Source organism: Propionicicella superfundia DSM 22317, from assembly GCF_000423465.1.
GTDB classification, from domain to species: domain Bacteria; phylum Actinomycetota; class Actinomycetes; order Propionibacteriales; family Propionibacteriaceae; genus Propionicicella; species Propionicicella superfundia.
On the sequence record NZ_KE384020.1, the window covers coordinates 200,157 to 216,668 of the forward strand.

11 protein-coding genes are annotated in these 16,512 nt (G+C 69.7%); 8 read left to right on the top strand and 3 right to left on the bottom strand.

Going from position 1 to position 16,512, the window contains the following annotated elements:
* The first annotated feature begins 137 nt into the window (after positions 1–137).
* The 8 genes from G555_RS0106035 to G555_RS18295 all read left to right on the top strand — a co-directional run bounded on the left by G555_RS0106035 (position 138) and on the right by G555_RS18295 (position 12,143).
* On the top strand, positions 138–1,607 hold the full coding sequence (locus tag G555_RS0106035) for a purine-cytosine permease family protein (protein ID WP_211223187.1): 1,470 nt from the start codon (positions 138–140) through the stop codon (positions 1,605–1,607).
* 49 nt (positions 1,608–1,656) lie between these two features.
* Positions 1,657–2,805 carry an acyl-CoA dehydrogenase family protein gene (locus G555_RS0106040; RefSeq protein ID WP_028708182.1) on the top strand — a complete coding sequence of 383 codons (1,149 nt, stop codon included), beginning with the start codon at positions 1,657–1,659 and terminating at the stop codon, positions 2,803–2,805.
* Between the two features lies 1 nt (position 2,806).
* Positions 2,807–4,018, top strand: a complete 1,212-nt coding sequence (locus tag G555_RS18290) for a CaiB/BaiF CoA transferase family protein (RefSeq protein WP_051208498.1) — start codon at positions 2,807–2,809, stop codon at positions 4,016–4,018.
* The gene (locus G555_RS0106050) at positions 4,015–4,776 is read left to right on the top strand and encodes an electron transfer flavoprotein subunit beta/FixA family protein (protein WP_028708183.1); all 762 of its coding nucleotides are present in this window, start codon (positions 4,015–4,017) and stop codon (positions 4,774–4,776) included. Before G555_RS18290 ends, G555_RS0106050 begins: the two co-directional genes overlap by 4 nt.
* A gap of 75 nt (positions 4,777–4,851) precedes the next feature.
* Positions 4,852–5,685: an electron transfer flavoprotein subunit alpha/FixB family protein gene (locus G555_RS0106055; RefSeq protein WP_028708184.1), complete on the top strand. Its 834-nt coding sequence runs from the start codon at positions 4,852–4,854 to the stop codon at positions 5,683–5,685.
* The gene (locus tag G555_RS0106060) at positions 5,682–6,992 is read left to right on the top strand and encodes an FAD-dependent oxidoreductase (RefSeq protein ID WP_342662667.1); all 1,311 of its coding nucleotides are present in this window, start codon (positions 5,682–5,684) and stop codon (positions 6,990–6,992) included. Before G555_RS0106055 ends, G555_RS0106060 begins: the two co-directional genes overlap by 4 nt.
* Entirely contained in the window at positions 6,992–7,288 is a 297-nt protein-coding gene (locus G555_RS0106065; RefSeq protein ID WP_028708186.1) for a ferredoxin family protein, read from the top strand. The genes G555_RS0106060 and G555_RS0106065 overlap by 1 nt, the downstream gene beginning before the upstream one ends.
* A 70-nt stretch (positions 7,289–7,358) precedes the next feature.
* Positions 7,359–12,143 (top strand): NAD-glutamate dehydrogenase, encoded by a 4,785-nt coding sequence (locus tag G555_RS18295; protein WP_051208499.1) that lies wholly within the window; start codon positions 7,359–7,361, stop codon positions 12,141–12,143.
* On the opposite strand, the gene G555_RS0106075 is transcribed toward G555_RS18295, so the two are convergent.
* The 3 genes from G555_RS0106075 to G555_RS0106085 are packed head-to-tail and all read right to left on the bottom strand — an operon-like array spanning position 12,124 to position 16,438.
* Entirely contained in the window at positions 12,124–14,319 is a 2,196-nt protein-coding gene (locus G555_RS0106075; protein WP_028708187.1) for a transglutaminase TgpA family protein, read from the bottom strand. The genes G555_RS18295 and G555_RS0106075 overlap by 20 nt on opposite strands.
* Entirely contained in the window at positions 14,316–15,518 is a 1,203-nt protein-coding gene (locus tag G555_RS18300; RefSeq protein WP_051208500.1) for a DUF58 domain-containing protein, read from the bottom strand. Before G555_RS18300 ends, G555_RS0106075 begins: the two co-directional genes overlap by 4 nt.
* A complete protein-coding gene (locus tag G555_RS0106085; protein WP_051208667.1) occupies positions 15,518–16,438 on the bottom strand; it encodes an AAA family ATPase in 921 nt (306 codons plus the stop codon). Before G555_RS0106085 ends, G555_RS18300 begins: the two co-directional genes overlap by 1 nt.
* Positions 16,439–16,512: the final 74 nt, after the last annotated feature.

The window sequence follows — 16,512 nt, forward strand, 5'->3', positions numbered from 1 at the left end:
CACGAGATCTTTCAATAACGCGGCAGTGAGTTTCTGTCTCGGGTCTCAGACAATGGGGCGACGAGTGCTGAGGCGGTCACGCACGTGAGAGACCCTTATCCATGGAGCAACGAGGCTCAAAGAAAGGAAGCTCGAAGATGGGCGTCGCGGACAAGGTCGCGAGTGAGTCGGAGGGGACCCCGTCCCCCAAGAAAGGCATTGAGCGTCGGTCGATCGAGATGATCCCCGACAGCGAGCGTCACGGGACCCCGTGGAGCCAGTTCACGCTGTGGTTCGGGGCGAATCTGCAGATCACGGCAATCGTGGACGGCGCCCTGGCCGTGGTCTTCGGGGCCGACGCACTATGGGCTATTCTCGGTCTGTTCATCGGTCAGGTCATCGGTGGCACGGTCATGGCGTTGCACTCGGCGCAGGGGCCACGCCTCGGGCTGCCCCAGATGATTAGTTCTCGCGCCCAATTCGGCGTCTATGGGGCGACGATCCCCCTGGTCCTCGTCCTCATGATGTACCTGGGTTTCGCCTCGACCGGGACGGTCTTGTCCGGGCAGGCGATCAACGCGGCCATCGGGTCCGACCAGAGATGGATCGGGATCGTGATCTTCGCGGGCATCACCGCCGTCATCGCGATCTTCGGGTACGACGTCATCCACCGACTCGGCCGCATCGCCTCGACCGTGGGCATGGTCGGCCTGGGGTACGTCGCGATCCGGCTGTTCCAGACGAACTCGTTCGGCGGGGCCCTGGCGAACTCGCAGTTCGAGCTGGTTCCGTTCATGCTGGCCATCGCCCTTGCCGCGGGATGGCAGCTCACGTACGCCCCCTACGCGGGCGACTACTCGCGGTACCTGCCTCGCGACACGCCGTTCGGCCGTGCGTGGCTCGGTCCCTTCGCCGGCTCGGTGCTGGGCGCGACTCTCTCCATGACTCTCGGCGTCTTCGTCGCCGTCGCGGGCGGCAAGGCATTCCTGGGCAACCAGGTCGGCTTCATCGGCGGGTTGGCCCACAACCAGGTTCTCACCGTGCTCGTCCTGATCACGATCGTCGTGGGAAAGCTCACGGTCAACACCCTGAACGCCTACGGCGGCGTGATGGCGATCTCGACGGCGCTGTCCGGATTCACGGGCAAGGACACCATTCCTCCCAAGGTGAGGATCTCCTTCGTCATCGGCTTCAACCTGGTTGTCATCGGCATCGCACTGTGGGCCTCGGCCGACTTCCTCACAAACTTCAAGAACTTCATCCTCTGCCTTCTGCTCTTCTTCGTCCCGTGGTCGGTCATCAACCTGATCAACTTCTACATCGTCGCGAAGCGGAATATCGACGTCCCGGCGCTGTACTCGGTGAAGGGACGCTATGGAAAGCTCCACGTCCCCACTGTCGCGGTCTATTTCGTGGGCGTGCTGATTCAGATCCCCTTCATGTCCCAGGCGTTGTTCACCGGTCCTCTTGCGCGGATGATGGGCGGGATCGATCTCTCGTGGATCGTGGGTCTGATCGGAACTGCCGTGCTGTACTACCCGATCAGCCGGAACGCATTCGACTATCCGTCGCGCATGATCTATCCCGAGGGCATGGTCGTCGACCGCAAGGACGCAAGCATCGGCTGAGCGTGGCGCTCAGTTGCCCATCTTCCTGAACTGGAGAGTAGAGAATAGAATGTCGTTCCACATTTCCGAGGACCAAGAACTGCTGCGTGATTTCGTTCGCGAGTTCGCAACCTCGACGCTGCAGCCCAATGCCGCTGCGGTGGATGAGAAGGGGGAGTTCGCACAGATCCAGTACGAGGCGCTGATCGAGGCCGGCTTCGCCGCGCCGGGCATCCCGGAGGAGTACGGGGGAGACGGTCTGGACGCCGTGTCGGCGGCGATCGTCATCGAGGAGATCGCTCGCGTCTGCGCGTCGTCGTCCATCGTGCTGTCGTCGAACAAGCTGGGAATGACACCGCTGCTGCACTACGGAACCGAAGAGCAGCGGCAGCGCTACCTGCCGGAGGTCGCGCGAGGCGAGGCGCTGTTCGGGTACGCCCTCAGCGAGTCCGAGGCCGGCTCCGATCCGGGCGGCATGACCTGCCGCGCCCAGCAGGACGGCGGGCACTACGTGCTCGACGGGGTCAAGGCATGGGTCACCTCGGCGGGAGTCGCGAAGTACTTCATCGTGTTCGCGAACACCGATCCCGAGGACCCGCGGCACCGCATCAGTGCCTTCATGGTTCATGCCGACGATCCGGGTGTCTCCTACGGAGCCCCCGAGCACAAGATGGGCATGCGCGGCTCCGTCACCCGCGAGATGATCCTCGACAACTGCCGTATCCCTGCCGATCGTCTCGTCGGGAAGCGTGGCCACGGCCTCGGGCTGGCCTTGGGAACGCTCGATCACACACGCATCTCCATCGCCGCCCAGGCGGTCGGCATCGCACAGGGCGCCCTGGACGTCGCCGTCGGCTATGTGCAGGAGCGCAAACAGTTCGACCAGCCCCTGGCGGCGTTCCAGGGGGTGCAGTTCATGCTGGCCGACATGGCGATGCGCACCGAGGCGGCGCGACAGATGACCTACGCCGCCGCCGACCGCAGCATTCGCAAGGCGGGCGATCTCACCTTCTTCGGGGCGGCCGCCAAGTGCCTGGCCTCCGACACCGCGATGGCCGTCACCACCGACGCCGTCCAGCTCCTGGGCGGCATGGGATACAGCAAGGACTTCCCGGTCGAACGGATGATGCGCGATGCCAAGGTCACCCAGATCTACGAGGGAACCAATCAGATCCAGCGCATCGTGATCGCACGGCAGTTGTTCACGAGGGGCAAGTGAGATGAGCGGGCAGACATCCCCGGTCCTGGACGGCGTCAAGGTGCTCGACGTGAGCCGCGTCCTGGCGGGCCCCTACTGCGGGGGCCTGCTGGCCGACATGGGCGCCGACGTGGTGAAGGTGGAGTCGCCGGGCGGCGACGACGCGCGCCACCTGGGCCCCTTCGTCGACGGCGAAAGCGTGTACTTCGCGCAGCTCAATCGGGGCAAGCGCAGCGTGGTGCTGGATCTGAAGGACCCCGTGGGCCACGCGACGTTCCTCTCGCTGGTCGAGGAAGCCGACGTGGTGATCGAGAACTTCCGGCCCGGCGTCACCACCCGCCTGGGCATCGACGCGCCCCTCCTGCGCGCGGTGAACCCGCGCCTGGTCTATGCGAGCGTCTCGGGGTTCGGGCAGCAAGGGCCGTTCGCCAAACGGCCCGCCTACGACCTCATCGTCCAGGCGATGTCGGGCCTGATGGCCGGCACCGGTCAGGTCGGCGGACCCCCGACACGCGTCGGGGAGTCCTTGGGCGACCTGGTCGCGGGTCTCTTCGCCGGGTGGGCGATCTGCGCGGCGCTGTTCGACCGTTCGCGGACGGGCCGGGGGCGTCACGTGGACATCTCCATGTTCGACTCGCTGCTCGCATTGCAGGTCACGGCGCTCAGCCTCCGCACCGCGACCGGGTCCCTGCCGGGGCGCATCGGCAATCGTCATCCTGTGTCGGTGCCGTTCGACACGTTCGCGACCACCGACGGGATGGTGGCGATCGCGGTTGCGAACGACGCGATCTGGGCGCGGCTGTGCACGATGATCGGACGCCCCGAGCTGGGGGTCGACCCGCGGTACGTGGGGGATGCCCATCGGAGCGGCAGGCTCGAGGAGATCACGGCGCTCGTGGGTGCGTGGACGAGCGGACTCGATGTCGACCAGGTGCTGGAAGCCACCGCCCAGGCCGGGGTGCCCGCGGCGCCGATCTGGGACCTGAACCAGGCCCTGGGCAGCGAGCATGCGCGTCACCGTCACACCCTGGGCTCCTTCGCCCACCCCGTTCTCGGCGAGACTCCCTATCTGCGGCATCCCGTCGACTTCGACGACGAGCGGTCCGACGATCCGCCGACGTCGGCCCCCAGCCCCGCGCTCGGGGCGCACACCGCGGACGAGGTGCTCGCTTCCTGGCGGGCCACGCCCGCCCATGCATTCGCCGGCACGACCGATGTGGAGGACTTGCGATGACGATCGTCGTTGCGTACAAATACGCCGCCAACTCCCAGGACGCGTCCGTCGCTCCGGACGGTCACGTCGACTGGTCTCGTGCGAAGGAGGCGGTCAGCGAGTACGACTCGGTGGCGATCCAGTTCGCGCGCCACGCCGCCGCTGCCGCGGGAGGCGACGTGGTGGGTGTCACCGTCGGCGGCGCCGCCGCCGGAACGCCCAACGCCCGCAAGGGAGCCCTGGCACGCGGGCTCGACCGGGCGCTCGTCCTCGCCGACGACGCCACGAGCGGATGGAACGCCACCGCGACGGGCTCCGCGCTGGCGCACCTGGTCGAGCGCATCGACGGCGTCGACTGCGTCATGACGGGCGACGCCTCGGTGGACGAGGGCGCGCAGATGATCCCCGCGCTGATCGCCGGTCACCTCGGATGGCCCTGTTTCCTTGAGGTGAGGGCCATCGATCGCACCGCGGACGGGTGGCGTCTGGTGCAGGACCACCAGGGCGGCACGCGCACGGTGGACGTGGCGGGCCACGTCGTCATCTCCGTGGCGACGGACGCCGTCGAAGCGAAGAGCCCCGGCATGAAGGACATCCTTGCGGCCGGCAAGAAGCCGAGCGAGGACGTCGCCCTGGCCGAGGTGCAGCCGGCCGACGTGACGTGGGACGTCGTGGGCCGGGCGCCGGCGCCGACGCAGGCGCGCCGGCGGGAACTGTTCGACGGCGCGGACGCGCCCGCCGAGTTGGCGGCCGCGCTGAAGACCACCGGCGTGCTGTGATCCGCACCCAGGACCTGAAAGGGACGAACAATGAGTAACACGTGGGTTGTCGCCACCCAGCCGGCGATCGGATCGCTGCTCGAACTCGGTCGTGCGCGAGGAGGAGACGTCATCGTCGTGGCGGTCGGCGACGCCGCGGCGAAGGCCGGCGGCGGCGACCGGGTCATTCGCGTCGAGGTCGCTGCGGGAACGCCGCTCGAAGCGGTCGCGCCCGTCGTCGCGGCGCACGTCGACCCTCAGCCGGGAGACGTCGTGCTGACCGGAAGCGGCAGCGCGGACCGGGCCATCGCCGGGGCCGTCGCCGCTCGCCACGGGCTGCCGGTCGCACGCGGCGTGAATCACGTGGCGACCGACGAGGTCCGTGTGCCCAGATACGGCGGGATCGCCGAGGAGACCGTCTCCTTGGAGAAGGCGATCCTGCTCGTCGTGGATGCGCACGGCGAGACGGAGGGGGAGGCCGCAGCCGGGGAGCCGGCCGAGGGCGACGGCTACGCCGCGACGATCTCCGGCATCGACCCCGGAACGTCCCAGCAGGCGAATCTGCCGGCGGCGCGCCGCATCGTCGCGTGCGGACGAGGCTTCAAGGCCGAGAGCGAACTCCAGCTCGCGTCCGACCTGGCGGTCTCGATCGGGGCCGAACTGGCCTGCTCGCGGCCGTTGGCCGAAGGAAGCGGATGGTTTCCGCGGGATCGCTACATCGGGGTGTCGGGCAGCCGTGTCGCACCGGACATCTACCTGGCCGTCGGTATCTCGGGGCAGGTGCAGCACACGGTCGGCATGAAGGACTCCAGGGTGGTCGTCGCGATCAACAGCGATCCCCAGGCGCCCATCTTCACGCAGGCCGACTACGGCATCGTCGGCGACCTGCACGAGGTGCTCCCCGCGCTCACCGCTGCACTCGGACGATGACCGCGGCAATGACCGACATCGAATACGACTTCGACGTCATCGTCATCGGCGGTGGCGTCGCGGGAGCGGTCTGTGCGCACCAGTTGGCCACGGCGGGCCGCGACGTCCTGCTCGTCGAGCGCGGCGCGGAGCCCGGCGGCAAGAACCTGTCCGGGGGCGTCTTCTACTGCCGGATCATGCAGGAGCTCTTCCCGACCTTCCTCCAGGACGCGCCGGTCGAACGGCGCATCACGCGCAACTGCCTGAGCTTCCTCAACGCCGCGTCGCTGGTGAACATCGACTACTGGGACGCCCGCCTCGCGGAACCGGTCAACGCGGTGAGCGTCCTGCGAGCCAGACTCGACCCGTGGCTCGCCGCCCGGGCCGAAGACGCCGGCGTCACGGTCATGTCGGGTGTGAAGGTCGATGCCCTCCTGCGGGAAGGAGGCGCGATCACCGGGATCCGGGCCGGGGACGACGAGCTCCGGGCGCGTGTCGTCGTGGCGGCCGACGGAGTGAACTCCTTCATCGCGAGGGACGCCGGCCTGCGCGCACAGGAGCCGACGAAGCACCTGGCCGTCGGGGTCAAGTCCGTGATCCGGATCGGCGAGGACGAGGTGCGGCGCCGTTTCAACGTCGAGGGCGACCAGGGGGTGGCGTACGCCGTCGTGGGCGACTGCACCCAGGGGGTCGCCGGTGGGGGATTCCTCTACACCAACACCGATTCGATCTCGATCGGTGTGGTCCTGCGGCTCGACGACCTGGTCGCGAAGAAGCGGACCTCCTCAGAGGTCCACGACCACTTCCTCGCCCACCCGGCCGTGCGCGGGTTCCTCACGGGCGGCGAGTTGTTGGAGTACGGCTGCCATCTCGTGGCAGAAGGGGGCCGAGCGATGCAGCACGACCTCGTGCACGACGGGCTGGTGCTGATCGGAGACGCGGCGGGCTTCACGCTGAACACGGGGTTCACCATCCGGGGGATGGACCTTGCTGCGGGATCGGCCAAGGCGGCGGCAGAGGCGATCGACGAGGCGCTGTCGCGGGGGGACGTCTCGCGCGAGGGGCTCATGGGGTACCTGACCCGCTACAAGGAGAGCTTCGTCGGGAAGGACATGGACACCTACGCCCGTGCGCCCGAGTTCCTTGAGACGCCCGAGATGTACAAGGAGGCGGGCGAACTGCTCGCCGACGTCCTGTACAACGTGTACAACCTCGATCTCTCGCCGCGGCGACGCCTGACCGCCACCGCCGGGAACGCACTGAAGAGGTCACCGCTGACGATTCGGCGGCTGGCGACGATCGGATATCGGGCGATGAGGGCGTTGTGATGACGGGGAACGATTGGGGCAGTGTCACCGAGCGGCTGGGGGGCAACTCCTACGAGGTCGACGAGGGCAACTCGCACATCCTGGTCCACCAGGAGGAGGCGCGGCGAACCGGGACCGGGAAGCTCCTGGTCCGGGTCTGCCCGGCCCACGTGTACTCCGAGGAGGAGGACGGCACCATCGCCGTCGAGTACGCGGCCTGCCTCGAATGCGGAACATGCCGTGCCGTCGCGGCACCGGGCACGTTGGAGTGGCACTACCCCGAAGGGTCCATGGGCGTCTCCTTCCGCGAAGGCTGACCCCCTGCGGCTCGGCACCGTCGCGCCGAGCAGACCACGCCCACCCTTATGTATCCAAGGAGAGAGACCGATGCCGGAACTGGACGAACGCCGTGCCTCCGTGTTTGCCGACGTTGCCCGGAGCGCCCATGCCGACCCGCTGGTGGATGCCGCGCTGATCGAGGCGTACTACGACCAGCTCCTGACCGAAGACCTTGCCGCGCGGGACGGCGAGGATCTCCGGGGGGCGATCCTGAGCCACATCGAACTCGGCCGGGAGCGGAGGAAGGGCGAGACCCTGGTGAGGGCCTGCACGCCGCGCGCCGAGACGCAGGGCTGGGCTCCGGGCAGCACGGTGATCCAGATCGTCGCGGAAGACACCCCGTTCCTCGTGGACTCGATCACGGCCGCCCTCGACCGGCTGGGGCAGGAGATCCGGTTTCTGACCCATCCGGTGCTCCACGTGGTCCGGGACGAGGGCGGCGTCGTGACCGGCTTCTCCGGCCACGGTGACAAGGAGTCCTGGATTCACGTCGAGGTTCCGCAGGCGCCGGACCGAGACGTCTTGTCGCGGCTTGAGAACGCCGTGCGCGAGGTCCTGGTCGACGTGGCCACCGTCGTGGGCGACTGGGCCGCGATGACGGACAAGGCCCGGGAGATCGCCGCATCGCTCGGGGAGGGATCGCCGTCGGTCGACGAGGACCAGCGGGCGAACACCGAGGAGTTCATGGAGTGGCTCACGCGGGACCACTTCGTGTTCCTGGGCTATCGCCGGTACGAGCTGTCGGAGGTCGAGGGCGGCACCGCGCTGATTCACAGCCCGGGCACGGGGCTCGGTCTCATGCGCGCCGCGACCGGCCAAGGGGTCCGGATCCTGAAGGGCACGCGGCGGGAGAAGGCGCTCGCGGCCACCGTGCTCGTGATCACGAAGGCGAACTCGGTCTCCACCGTCCACCGGGCGGAGTATCTCGACTACATCGGTGTGAAGACCTTCGACGCCCAGGGAAGGCCCAACGGGGAGCATCGCTTCATCGGCCTGTTCACCTCGAACGTGTACCACTCCTCCGTGCACGAGATCCCGGTCGTCTCCGCGAAGGTGGCGCGTGTGCTCGCCGGCAGCGGCCACGACGCCGGGAGCCATGCGTGGAAGCGACTGGACAACTTCCTCGAACGGTATCCCCGGGACGAGTTGTTCCAGGCGGACGTGAGCCATCTGGCGGAGGTGGCCACACGGGTCGTCGCCTCACGTTTCCACGGGAAGGCCCAGGTCTTCGTGCGTCCCGATGTGTACGGGCGGTTCACGTCGTGCCTGGTGCTGATGCCTCGGGACCGATACACGCCCGAGGCGAGGGATCGGGTCCAGCGCATCCTGATGAGTGCGCTCCGGGGGAACAGTGCCCAGCACTCGGTCCAGGTGACGGGATCGGCCGTGGCCATGGTCCACTTCATCATCCGCTCGGACACGCCGTTCCCGCCGGCCCAGGTCGACATCCCTGCGATCCAGGAGCGGATCCGCGGCGCCTTGCGCACCTGGGCCGCCGACTGGTTCTCCGCGCTGGTGTCGGAATACGGCGAGGCGGAGGCCGCGAGGCTGGCGGCCCGGTGGCGGGGCGGCTTCGACGATGCCTACCGCGCGCTGTACTCGCCCCGGAGGGCGGCCATCGATGTCGGGCACCTCGAGCGCCTGGATCAGGGAGGGCTGCGGGCGAGTCTCTACCGGGATCCCGAGGGGCACCCCGGCGAGCGTCGATTCCGGGTCTACTCCGCGCGGTCGCTGGAGCTCACCGAGGTCCTGCCGATCCTGCTCGACTTCGGGCTTCGCGTCATCGACGAGCGCACGCACACGGTCCAGGACGGCGAGGGCTCGCCTCGCTTCATCCTGGAGTTCGGGGTGGCGGCCGAGGAGGAGCACTGGAAGGACTCGGGCGGCGGCGAGGCGGGGTTCGTCGCGGGGTTCCTCGCCGTCTGGGACGGGACTGCCGAGAGCGACGGCCTCAACCGGCTCATCGGCACGGCCGGCCTCACGTGGGTCCAGATCGTCGCCCTGCGCATGCTGGCCACCTACCTGCGGCAGACGACCCCCTATTCCCTGGGGTATCTGGAGCGTGCGCTCATCGAGAACCCGGCTGTGGCCCGGGAGCTCGTCGCGCTCTTCGAAGCCCGCTTCGGCCTCGGCCACGAGGATCGGCGGGCACGTGAGGATGCCGTCCAGGAGGGTCTGCAGAGCCTCCTGGCCGCCGTGCCGAGTCTGGACCACGACCGGATGCTCGCCGCCTATGTCGATGTCATCCGATCCGGTCAGCGCACGAACTTCTACCAGTCCGCTCGCGAGGGATCCCCCCTGCCCGACGCCATCGCCTTCAAGCTCGACCCGAGACTCCTCCCGCATCTGCCCGCGCCCCGGCCGGAGATCGAGACGTGGGTGTACGGCCCGACTCTGGAGGGCGTCCATCTTCGCTTCGGCAAGGTTGCCCGCGGCGGGCTGAGGTGGTCCGACCGGCGCGACGACTTCAGGACGGAGATCCTGGGGCTGGTCAAGGCTCAGGCGGTGAAGAACGCCGTCATCGTCCCGGCCGGCGCAAAGGGCGGCTTCTACCCGAAGCGGCTGCCCGACCCGCAGCAGAGTCGCGCAGCATGGCTCAGCGCGGGGCGGGCCGCCTACACCCTGTTCGTCGGCAGCCTGCTCGCCGTGTCGGACACCATCGAGGACGGTGTCACGAAACACCCCGACCGGGTGGTCCGTCACGATGGCGATGATCCGTACCTGGTGGTGGCGGCCGACAAGGGGACCGCGACGTTCTCGGACCTCGCCAACGAGGTGTCCGAAGGCTGCGGCTTCTGGCTCGGGGACGCCTTCGCCTCAGGCGGTTCGAGCGGATACGACCACAAGGCGATGGGGATCACCGCGCGCGGCGCGTGGGAATCGGTCAAGAGGCACTTCTACGAGCTGGACCTGGATCCCGAGGTGGACGACTTCACCGTGGTCGGCGTCGGCGACATGAGCGGAGACGTCTTCGGGAACGGCATGCTGCTGAGCCGCCATATCGAGCTCGTGGCCGCCTTCGACCACCGGAGCATCTTCGTCGATCCCACGCCCGACCCCGAGAGGTCGTTCGCCGAGCGCCGGCGACTGTTCGAGCTGCCTCACTCCTCGTGGACCGACTACGAGGAGGCGCTCATCAGCAGCGGCGGAGGCGTGTTCTCGCGCGCCGCGAAGTCGATCGACGTCACCGCGGAGATGCGTGCGGCACTGGGGATGCCCGATGTTCCCGCGGTGACGCCCGCCGAGCTGATCCGCGCGATCCTGACAGCTCCTGTCGACCTCCTGTGGAACGGGGGGATCGGGACCTACGTCAAGGCGCGGGCCGAGGCGAACTCCGACGTCGGCGACCGGACGAACGATGCGGTCCGGGTCGACGGCCGCGAACTGCGGTGCCGAGTCGTCGGCGAGGGAGGGAACCTGGGGGTCAGCCAGCGCGGACGGATCGAGGCCGCCGAGTCCGGCGTCCGGATCAACACCGATGCCATCGACAACTCCGGTGGCGTCGATTCCTCCGACCAGGAGGTGAACATCAAGATCCTGCTCAATGCCGTCGTCAAGCAGGGACGGATGACGCGTGACCAGCGTGACGAACTGCTCTTCTCCATGACGGAGGCCGTGTCCCGGAGCGTTCTGCGAACCAACTACGAGCAGAACGTGCTCCTGGCCAATGAGCGTTCCCTCGGGTCCGAGAGCCTGGGCGCCACGGAGCGTCTGATGACGTGGCTCGAGCAGCACGCGGGCCTGGATCGCGCCGTCGAGGCGCTTCCGCACGGCGACGAGCTGTCACGGCGGGCCAAGGATGGTCGCGGTCTGACGTCGCCGGAGCTGTCCATGCTGGTGGCGTACGCCAAGCTCGGGCTGAAGAAGGAGCTCCTGGAGTCCGACCTGCCCGAGGACCCGTGGTTCCTCCACGACCTGGAGGGCTACTTCGCGCCCCCGCTGCGACACTTCCGCGACGCCCTGCTGCGGCACCCGCTCAAACGCGAGATCATCGCGACCCGAGTCGCGAACGCGGTGGTCAACCGCGGAGGCGTCACCTTCGTCCAGAGGGCCATGGAGGACTCCGGCGCTGCTGTGAGCGACATCGTCAAGGCGTTCGTCGTCGCCTGCGAGGCTCTGGACAGCACGTCCTTCTTCGACGAGATCGAAACCCTGGACGGCGATGTCGCCAGCACGACCCAACGGGGCTTCTACCGGGAGTTCACCGGCGTGCTCGACCGCGCCGTGCGCTACCTGCTCGGACGCACGCCGCCCGTGGGCACGGTGGACGCCGAGATCGACCGGTACGTGGGTCCCGTGCAGGCGCTCCGAGCGGGGATCGAGGACCTGCACGGGCCGCGCGCCCGGGGCGCCTACCTGAAGCGGGTCGACGCCTACCTCGACCTCGGCGCTCCCCGGTCGCTGGCGCACCAGGCGGCGAGCCTGCCCGATGGCGTGGGCCTTCTGAGCGTCGTGGACATGGCGGCCGGAGGAGCGGAGTCACTCACCGATGCGGCACGCGGGTACCTGCACCTGGTGGAAGAGCTGCAGCTCCCGGAGCTGATGGACCTTCTGGCGGGCACCGCGGGTGAGAACCGCTGGGACGCCGCGACGAAGGACTCCTTGCGGCAGGACATGTACCGGCTGGTGCTGACCTTGACGGGCGACGCGCTGGACGGAGGGGATGCCGACCCCGCGGAACGGGTCCGCGGATGGGCGGAGGAGCATCGGGACACCCTCCGCGTGGTGCGCAGCCATGTGGAGAGGCGGCGACCGGACGACGAGAGCTACGGTCTCGCCCAGTTCCTGATCGTCCAACGCGAACTCGAGCGGCTCACGCGCCCGGCGAGCTGATCGGCTCGTCGCGGTCGGTCCTCCACAGCGACCTGGGCAGGATCCGCGCCCGCACGCGTTGCGTGCGGGTGGCCCCTGTCCGGGCCTGCACGATGATCGCGAGGGCTGCACCGCCGACGTCCGCCGGAATCACCGGGTGCGCCGCGTAGCGGGCCTGCTCCACCGCCTGCGCGAGCAGGTGGACATCGGCGCCGGCCGACGGAAGGGATTCCGCAAGCGAGGCCGCGGCCTGTCTCACGGACCCCTCCGGCCACGGACGCCCGAGGTCGGCGAAGGTGTCGCGGACCTCCGCCCAGGCCGCTTCGGCACGCTCGGCCGGCGGCCGGCCGGCCACCGGGTCGAGTCGCCGGGAGCGGCGGCGCGACCGGATCATGCCCGGAGCGGCCAGCAGCGCGGCCAGCGCCGCGATCCCGGCGACGATGCCGGCACCGGCGAGCCACGCACCGTCGGTGCGACGCTGGTCACCGGGCACGGGCGCGGCGGTGGTCGGCGCCGAGGTGCTGGTCGGCGTCGTCGGTGCGGTCTCGGCGGTGCCGGAGGTCGGCGTCGTCTCGGTCGGTGCGGTCGTCTGCGTGGACGTCGGCCGCGTGTAGGCGGGCGGGCTCGCGACTCCGGGCGTCGGCTCGTAGGCGACCCACCCGAGACCCGCGTAGTACACCTCGGGCCATGCGTGCATCTGGCGGCCGGTCACCTCGTACATGTCGTCCACGACCGTGCCGGGGGTGAACCCCACCACGACCCGGGTCGGCAGGCCGACGGCCCGGCCCAGCACCGCGAAGGCGGCCGCGAACTGCTCGCAGTACCCGGTGCGGTCGGTGAACAGGAAGCGGGTGAGGGCGTCGTAGCCCGAACCGGGCTGCGGGTCGGTGCTGTAGATGAAGCGGCTGGATCGCAGGAAGCCCTGCAGCGCGATCGCCCGGGCATGAGGGGTGTCGGCGCCGGCGGTGATCTCGGTGGCCAGTTCCCGGATCTCGTCGGGCAGGTCGCTCGGCAGCGCCGTGGTCTCGGCACCCTCCTGCGGAGTGCCGGTGACAGCCGTCGCGAGCCGCTCGGCGGTGGGACGCACATCGAGCCACTCGACGTCGTAGCTGATGCCGGCGGTGACCGCGTCCTCGGTCACGGCGTCCAGCGACTCCACGGCGAACCCCCAGCGTCCCGTGCTCGTCGTCAGGGAGCGGGGCGCGTAGGGGACAGGGAGCCACTGGCTGTCGAACTGACCGACCTCGACGTGGGTCGTCTGTCGCCGCGCGCCGGACTGGGAATAGCCGGGGATGTCGGGAATCGGCCCGTACCGGATGGTCTGGGAGGCGGGCTTCCACCCCTCGGAGCTGAAGCTCGCGAGGGTGGCCATCCGCAGGTACGTGCCGCCGTCGGCATCGGTGCGATAGCGCAGCACGACCTGCGAGGACTGCTCGGTGAGGTTGCGGCGCAGGTCGAGCGACGGGTCGCGCAGCAGCAGGGAGCTGCCGGAGCTCCCGGTCAGCGATCGGGGCGCCAGCGGCGGGATCACCATGCCGGCTGCCAGCGTGACGGCGAGGGCCCCCGTCGCGGCGACGAGGGGCAGCCCCAGCCGGGCGGAGACGGCAGGAGGCCCGGAGTCCACGCCGACGCCCGCGGCCCAGTCCCGGATCCGGCCGGCCTCCGCCGTGCCCAGCACCAGGCACCAGGCCGCCGCGACCGGGAGGAAGGTCCAGACGGCGACGTCGGCGGTCAGGGCCAGGGCCGGAACGAGGTACAGCGCCGTCAGCGGCAGCAGCGCCGCTCCGGGCGCGCGGCAGGTGATCGCGCACAGGTCGAACATCACGCCGATGAGCCCGATGATCATGACGAGGAAGAAGCGGACGGAGACGTCGACGGCCATCGGCGCGACCTCCGTCTGGATGTGTTGCAGCGCGGCGGAGAACACGGTCGCGAGACGGTCCTCCCACGCCGCGCTCGGCGCGAGGCCGGTGAGACTGAACGCGCCGTACGCGAGCCAGCCTGCGCCGAGCAGGACGCCGACGAGAGGCTCGGGGAGGCGTAGCGCGCGCAGCGCGACGCCCAGGCCGAGCAGGGCCGCGACGACCAGCGCGGCCTGGGCGATCAGCGTCCTGTCCTCGGTCAGGGTCGTCAACGGCACAGCGCTCAGCAGGACGGCCGGAATGCCGGCCAGGGCCATCCGCCGCTCGTACCTCATGCGTTGCCTCCCGCGCGGAGGAGGTGCAGCCACGCACTGCCGACGTCGGTCGCGGGATCGGCCTCCACGACCGTCCAGCCGCCTTCCCGCAGCGCGGTCGCCGCCGCGACCGTGCCCTCGTCACGGTCCTGCGTGCACACGATCGCTGCTCCGGCCCGTGCACCGGCGGCATCGACCAGCGCTGCGGCGTCGGCGGGCGAGAGGCGTCCGGTGAGCGCGATCAGCAGGCCGCTGCCCGGCCCGGCGCCCGCATCTCGGCCGGGCGGGCCCGATGCCGGGCTCTCGGCCAGCTCGGCGTACGTGGTGAGGATGCTCGCACCGGTGAGCGGCCGGGAGTCGGCGCAGAGTCGGCCGTCGGCGGTGACCTGGGTCAGCGCGAACCCCTCGTCGACGCAGTGGAGCGCGATGGACGCCGCCGTCGCGACCGTCCATTCGAAGGTGCCCTCGGCCTCCGGCCCGGTGTGTGCGCGTGCCCGCGTGTCGACGAGCAGGGTGACCGACAGATCTCTGGCCTGTTCCTCGCGGCGCACCATCAGTGCCTGCGCCCGGGCCGACGATCGCCAGTGGATGCGGCGCACGTCGTCGCCCGTGCGGTACTCGCGGACCATCACGTCGTCGCTGCCGACATGCCCCATGCGCGACACGAGCCCGACCAGGCCGGCCGCGGTTCCCCGCGAGAGCTCGGTCAGGGGTGTGATCCGCGGCGGCACGAGCACCTCGGTCGTCCCCGGGAGGACGCGCCGGGAGCGGGCGAGGCCGAACGGATCCACGGCGTCGGCGACGAGGGGACCGAGGCGGAAGCGTCCGCGGCGCGCCGCGACGAGGTCGTAGCGGATCTGCCGTTGCCAGCGTCCGCGCAGATCCGTCACGGCGAAGCGGACGCGCCCGTCGAACGCGTCCGGGACGGTCTCCTCGACGAGGAGGTCGCACAGCATGAAACCACCGGAGCGCGTCAGGTCGATGCGCGTCGTGAACCGCTGCCCCTGCGGAACCTGGACGGTCGTGACGGGTCGTGTCGCCGAGAGCCGCGGGCGGCCGGCCAGGACCGAGGCCAGGGCGAGCGCGGGCAGTGCGAGGAGAAGCACGGCCGCCAGAAGGAGGTCGCGCTGCCCGGACGCGATCGCGCCGACGCCGAGCACGGCAGCGGAGACCAGCAGGGCCTTCCCGCGGCCGCTCAGGAGGGTCCAGGGGTTGGCCATCACCGTCCTGTCGGTATGCGGACCGTCTTGATGATCGACGCGACGATGTCGCCCATGTCCCGTCGTGAGAGCCGTGCGTGGGCGGCGGGCAGCAGCCGGTGGCTGAGGACGGCCGGGGCGAGTCCGGCGACGTCGTCGGGAATGACGAAATCGCGTCCCGCGAGGGCGGCGGCGGCGCGGCTGGCGCGCAGCAGGTGGAGGGACGCACGGGGTGAGGCGCCGAGGCGGAGCTCGGCGGTGTGCCGGGTGGCCTCGACCACTCGGACGAGGTAGTCCTTCACGACGGGCGCCACGAACACCGTGGTGACCGCCTCGATGAGCGCGGTGACGGTCGCCGCGTCGGTGACCGGTGCCAGCGCGTCGAGCGGGTTGTGGGTCCCGTGGGAGTCCAGCATCGCCAGTTCGGAGGCGCGGGCCGGGTACCCGAGGTTGATGCGGGCCATGAACCGGTCGCGCTGCGCCTCGGGCAGCGGAAACGTCCCCTCCATCTCGATCGGGTTCTGGGTGGCGACGACCATGAACGGCGTGGGGAGCCGGTACGTGGTGCCGTCGACGGACACCTGCCGTTCCTCCATCGACTCCAGCAGTGCGGACTGGGTCTTCGGCGAGGCGCGGTTGACCTCGTCCCCGACGACGATCTGAGCGAAGATGCCGCCCGGCTTGAACTCGAAGTCCTGCGTGTGCTGGTTGAAGACGGATACGCCGGTGATGTCGGTCGGCAACAGGTCGGGCGTGAACTGGATGCGCTTGACCTCGGCCGAGATGGACCGGCCGAGCGATTTCGCGAGCATGGTCTTGCCGACGCCCGGGATGTCCTCCACGAGGAGGTGACCCTCGGCCAGGAGGACCGTGAGCGCCACGTCGATGGCCTCGGACTTGCCTTCGATGACGGTCTCGATGCCCGTGCGGACCCTGCCCATGACCTCGCGTACCTCGTCCAGCGTCGCCGCCGTCCTCGTCGCATGCGTCACGTGGACTCCTCCGGATCGTGGTT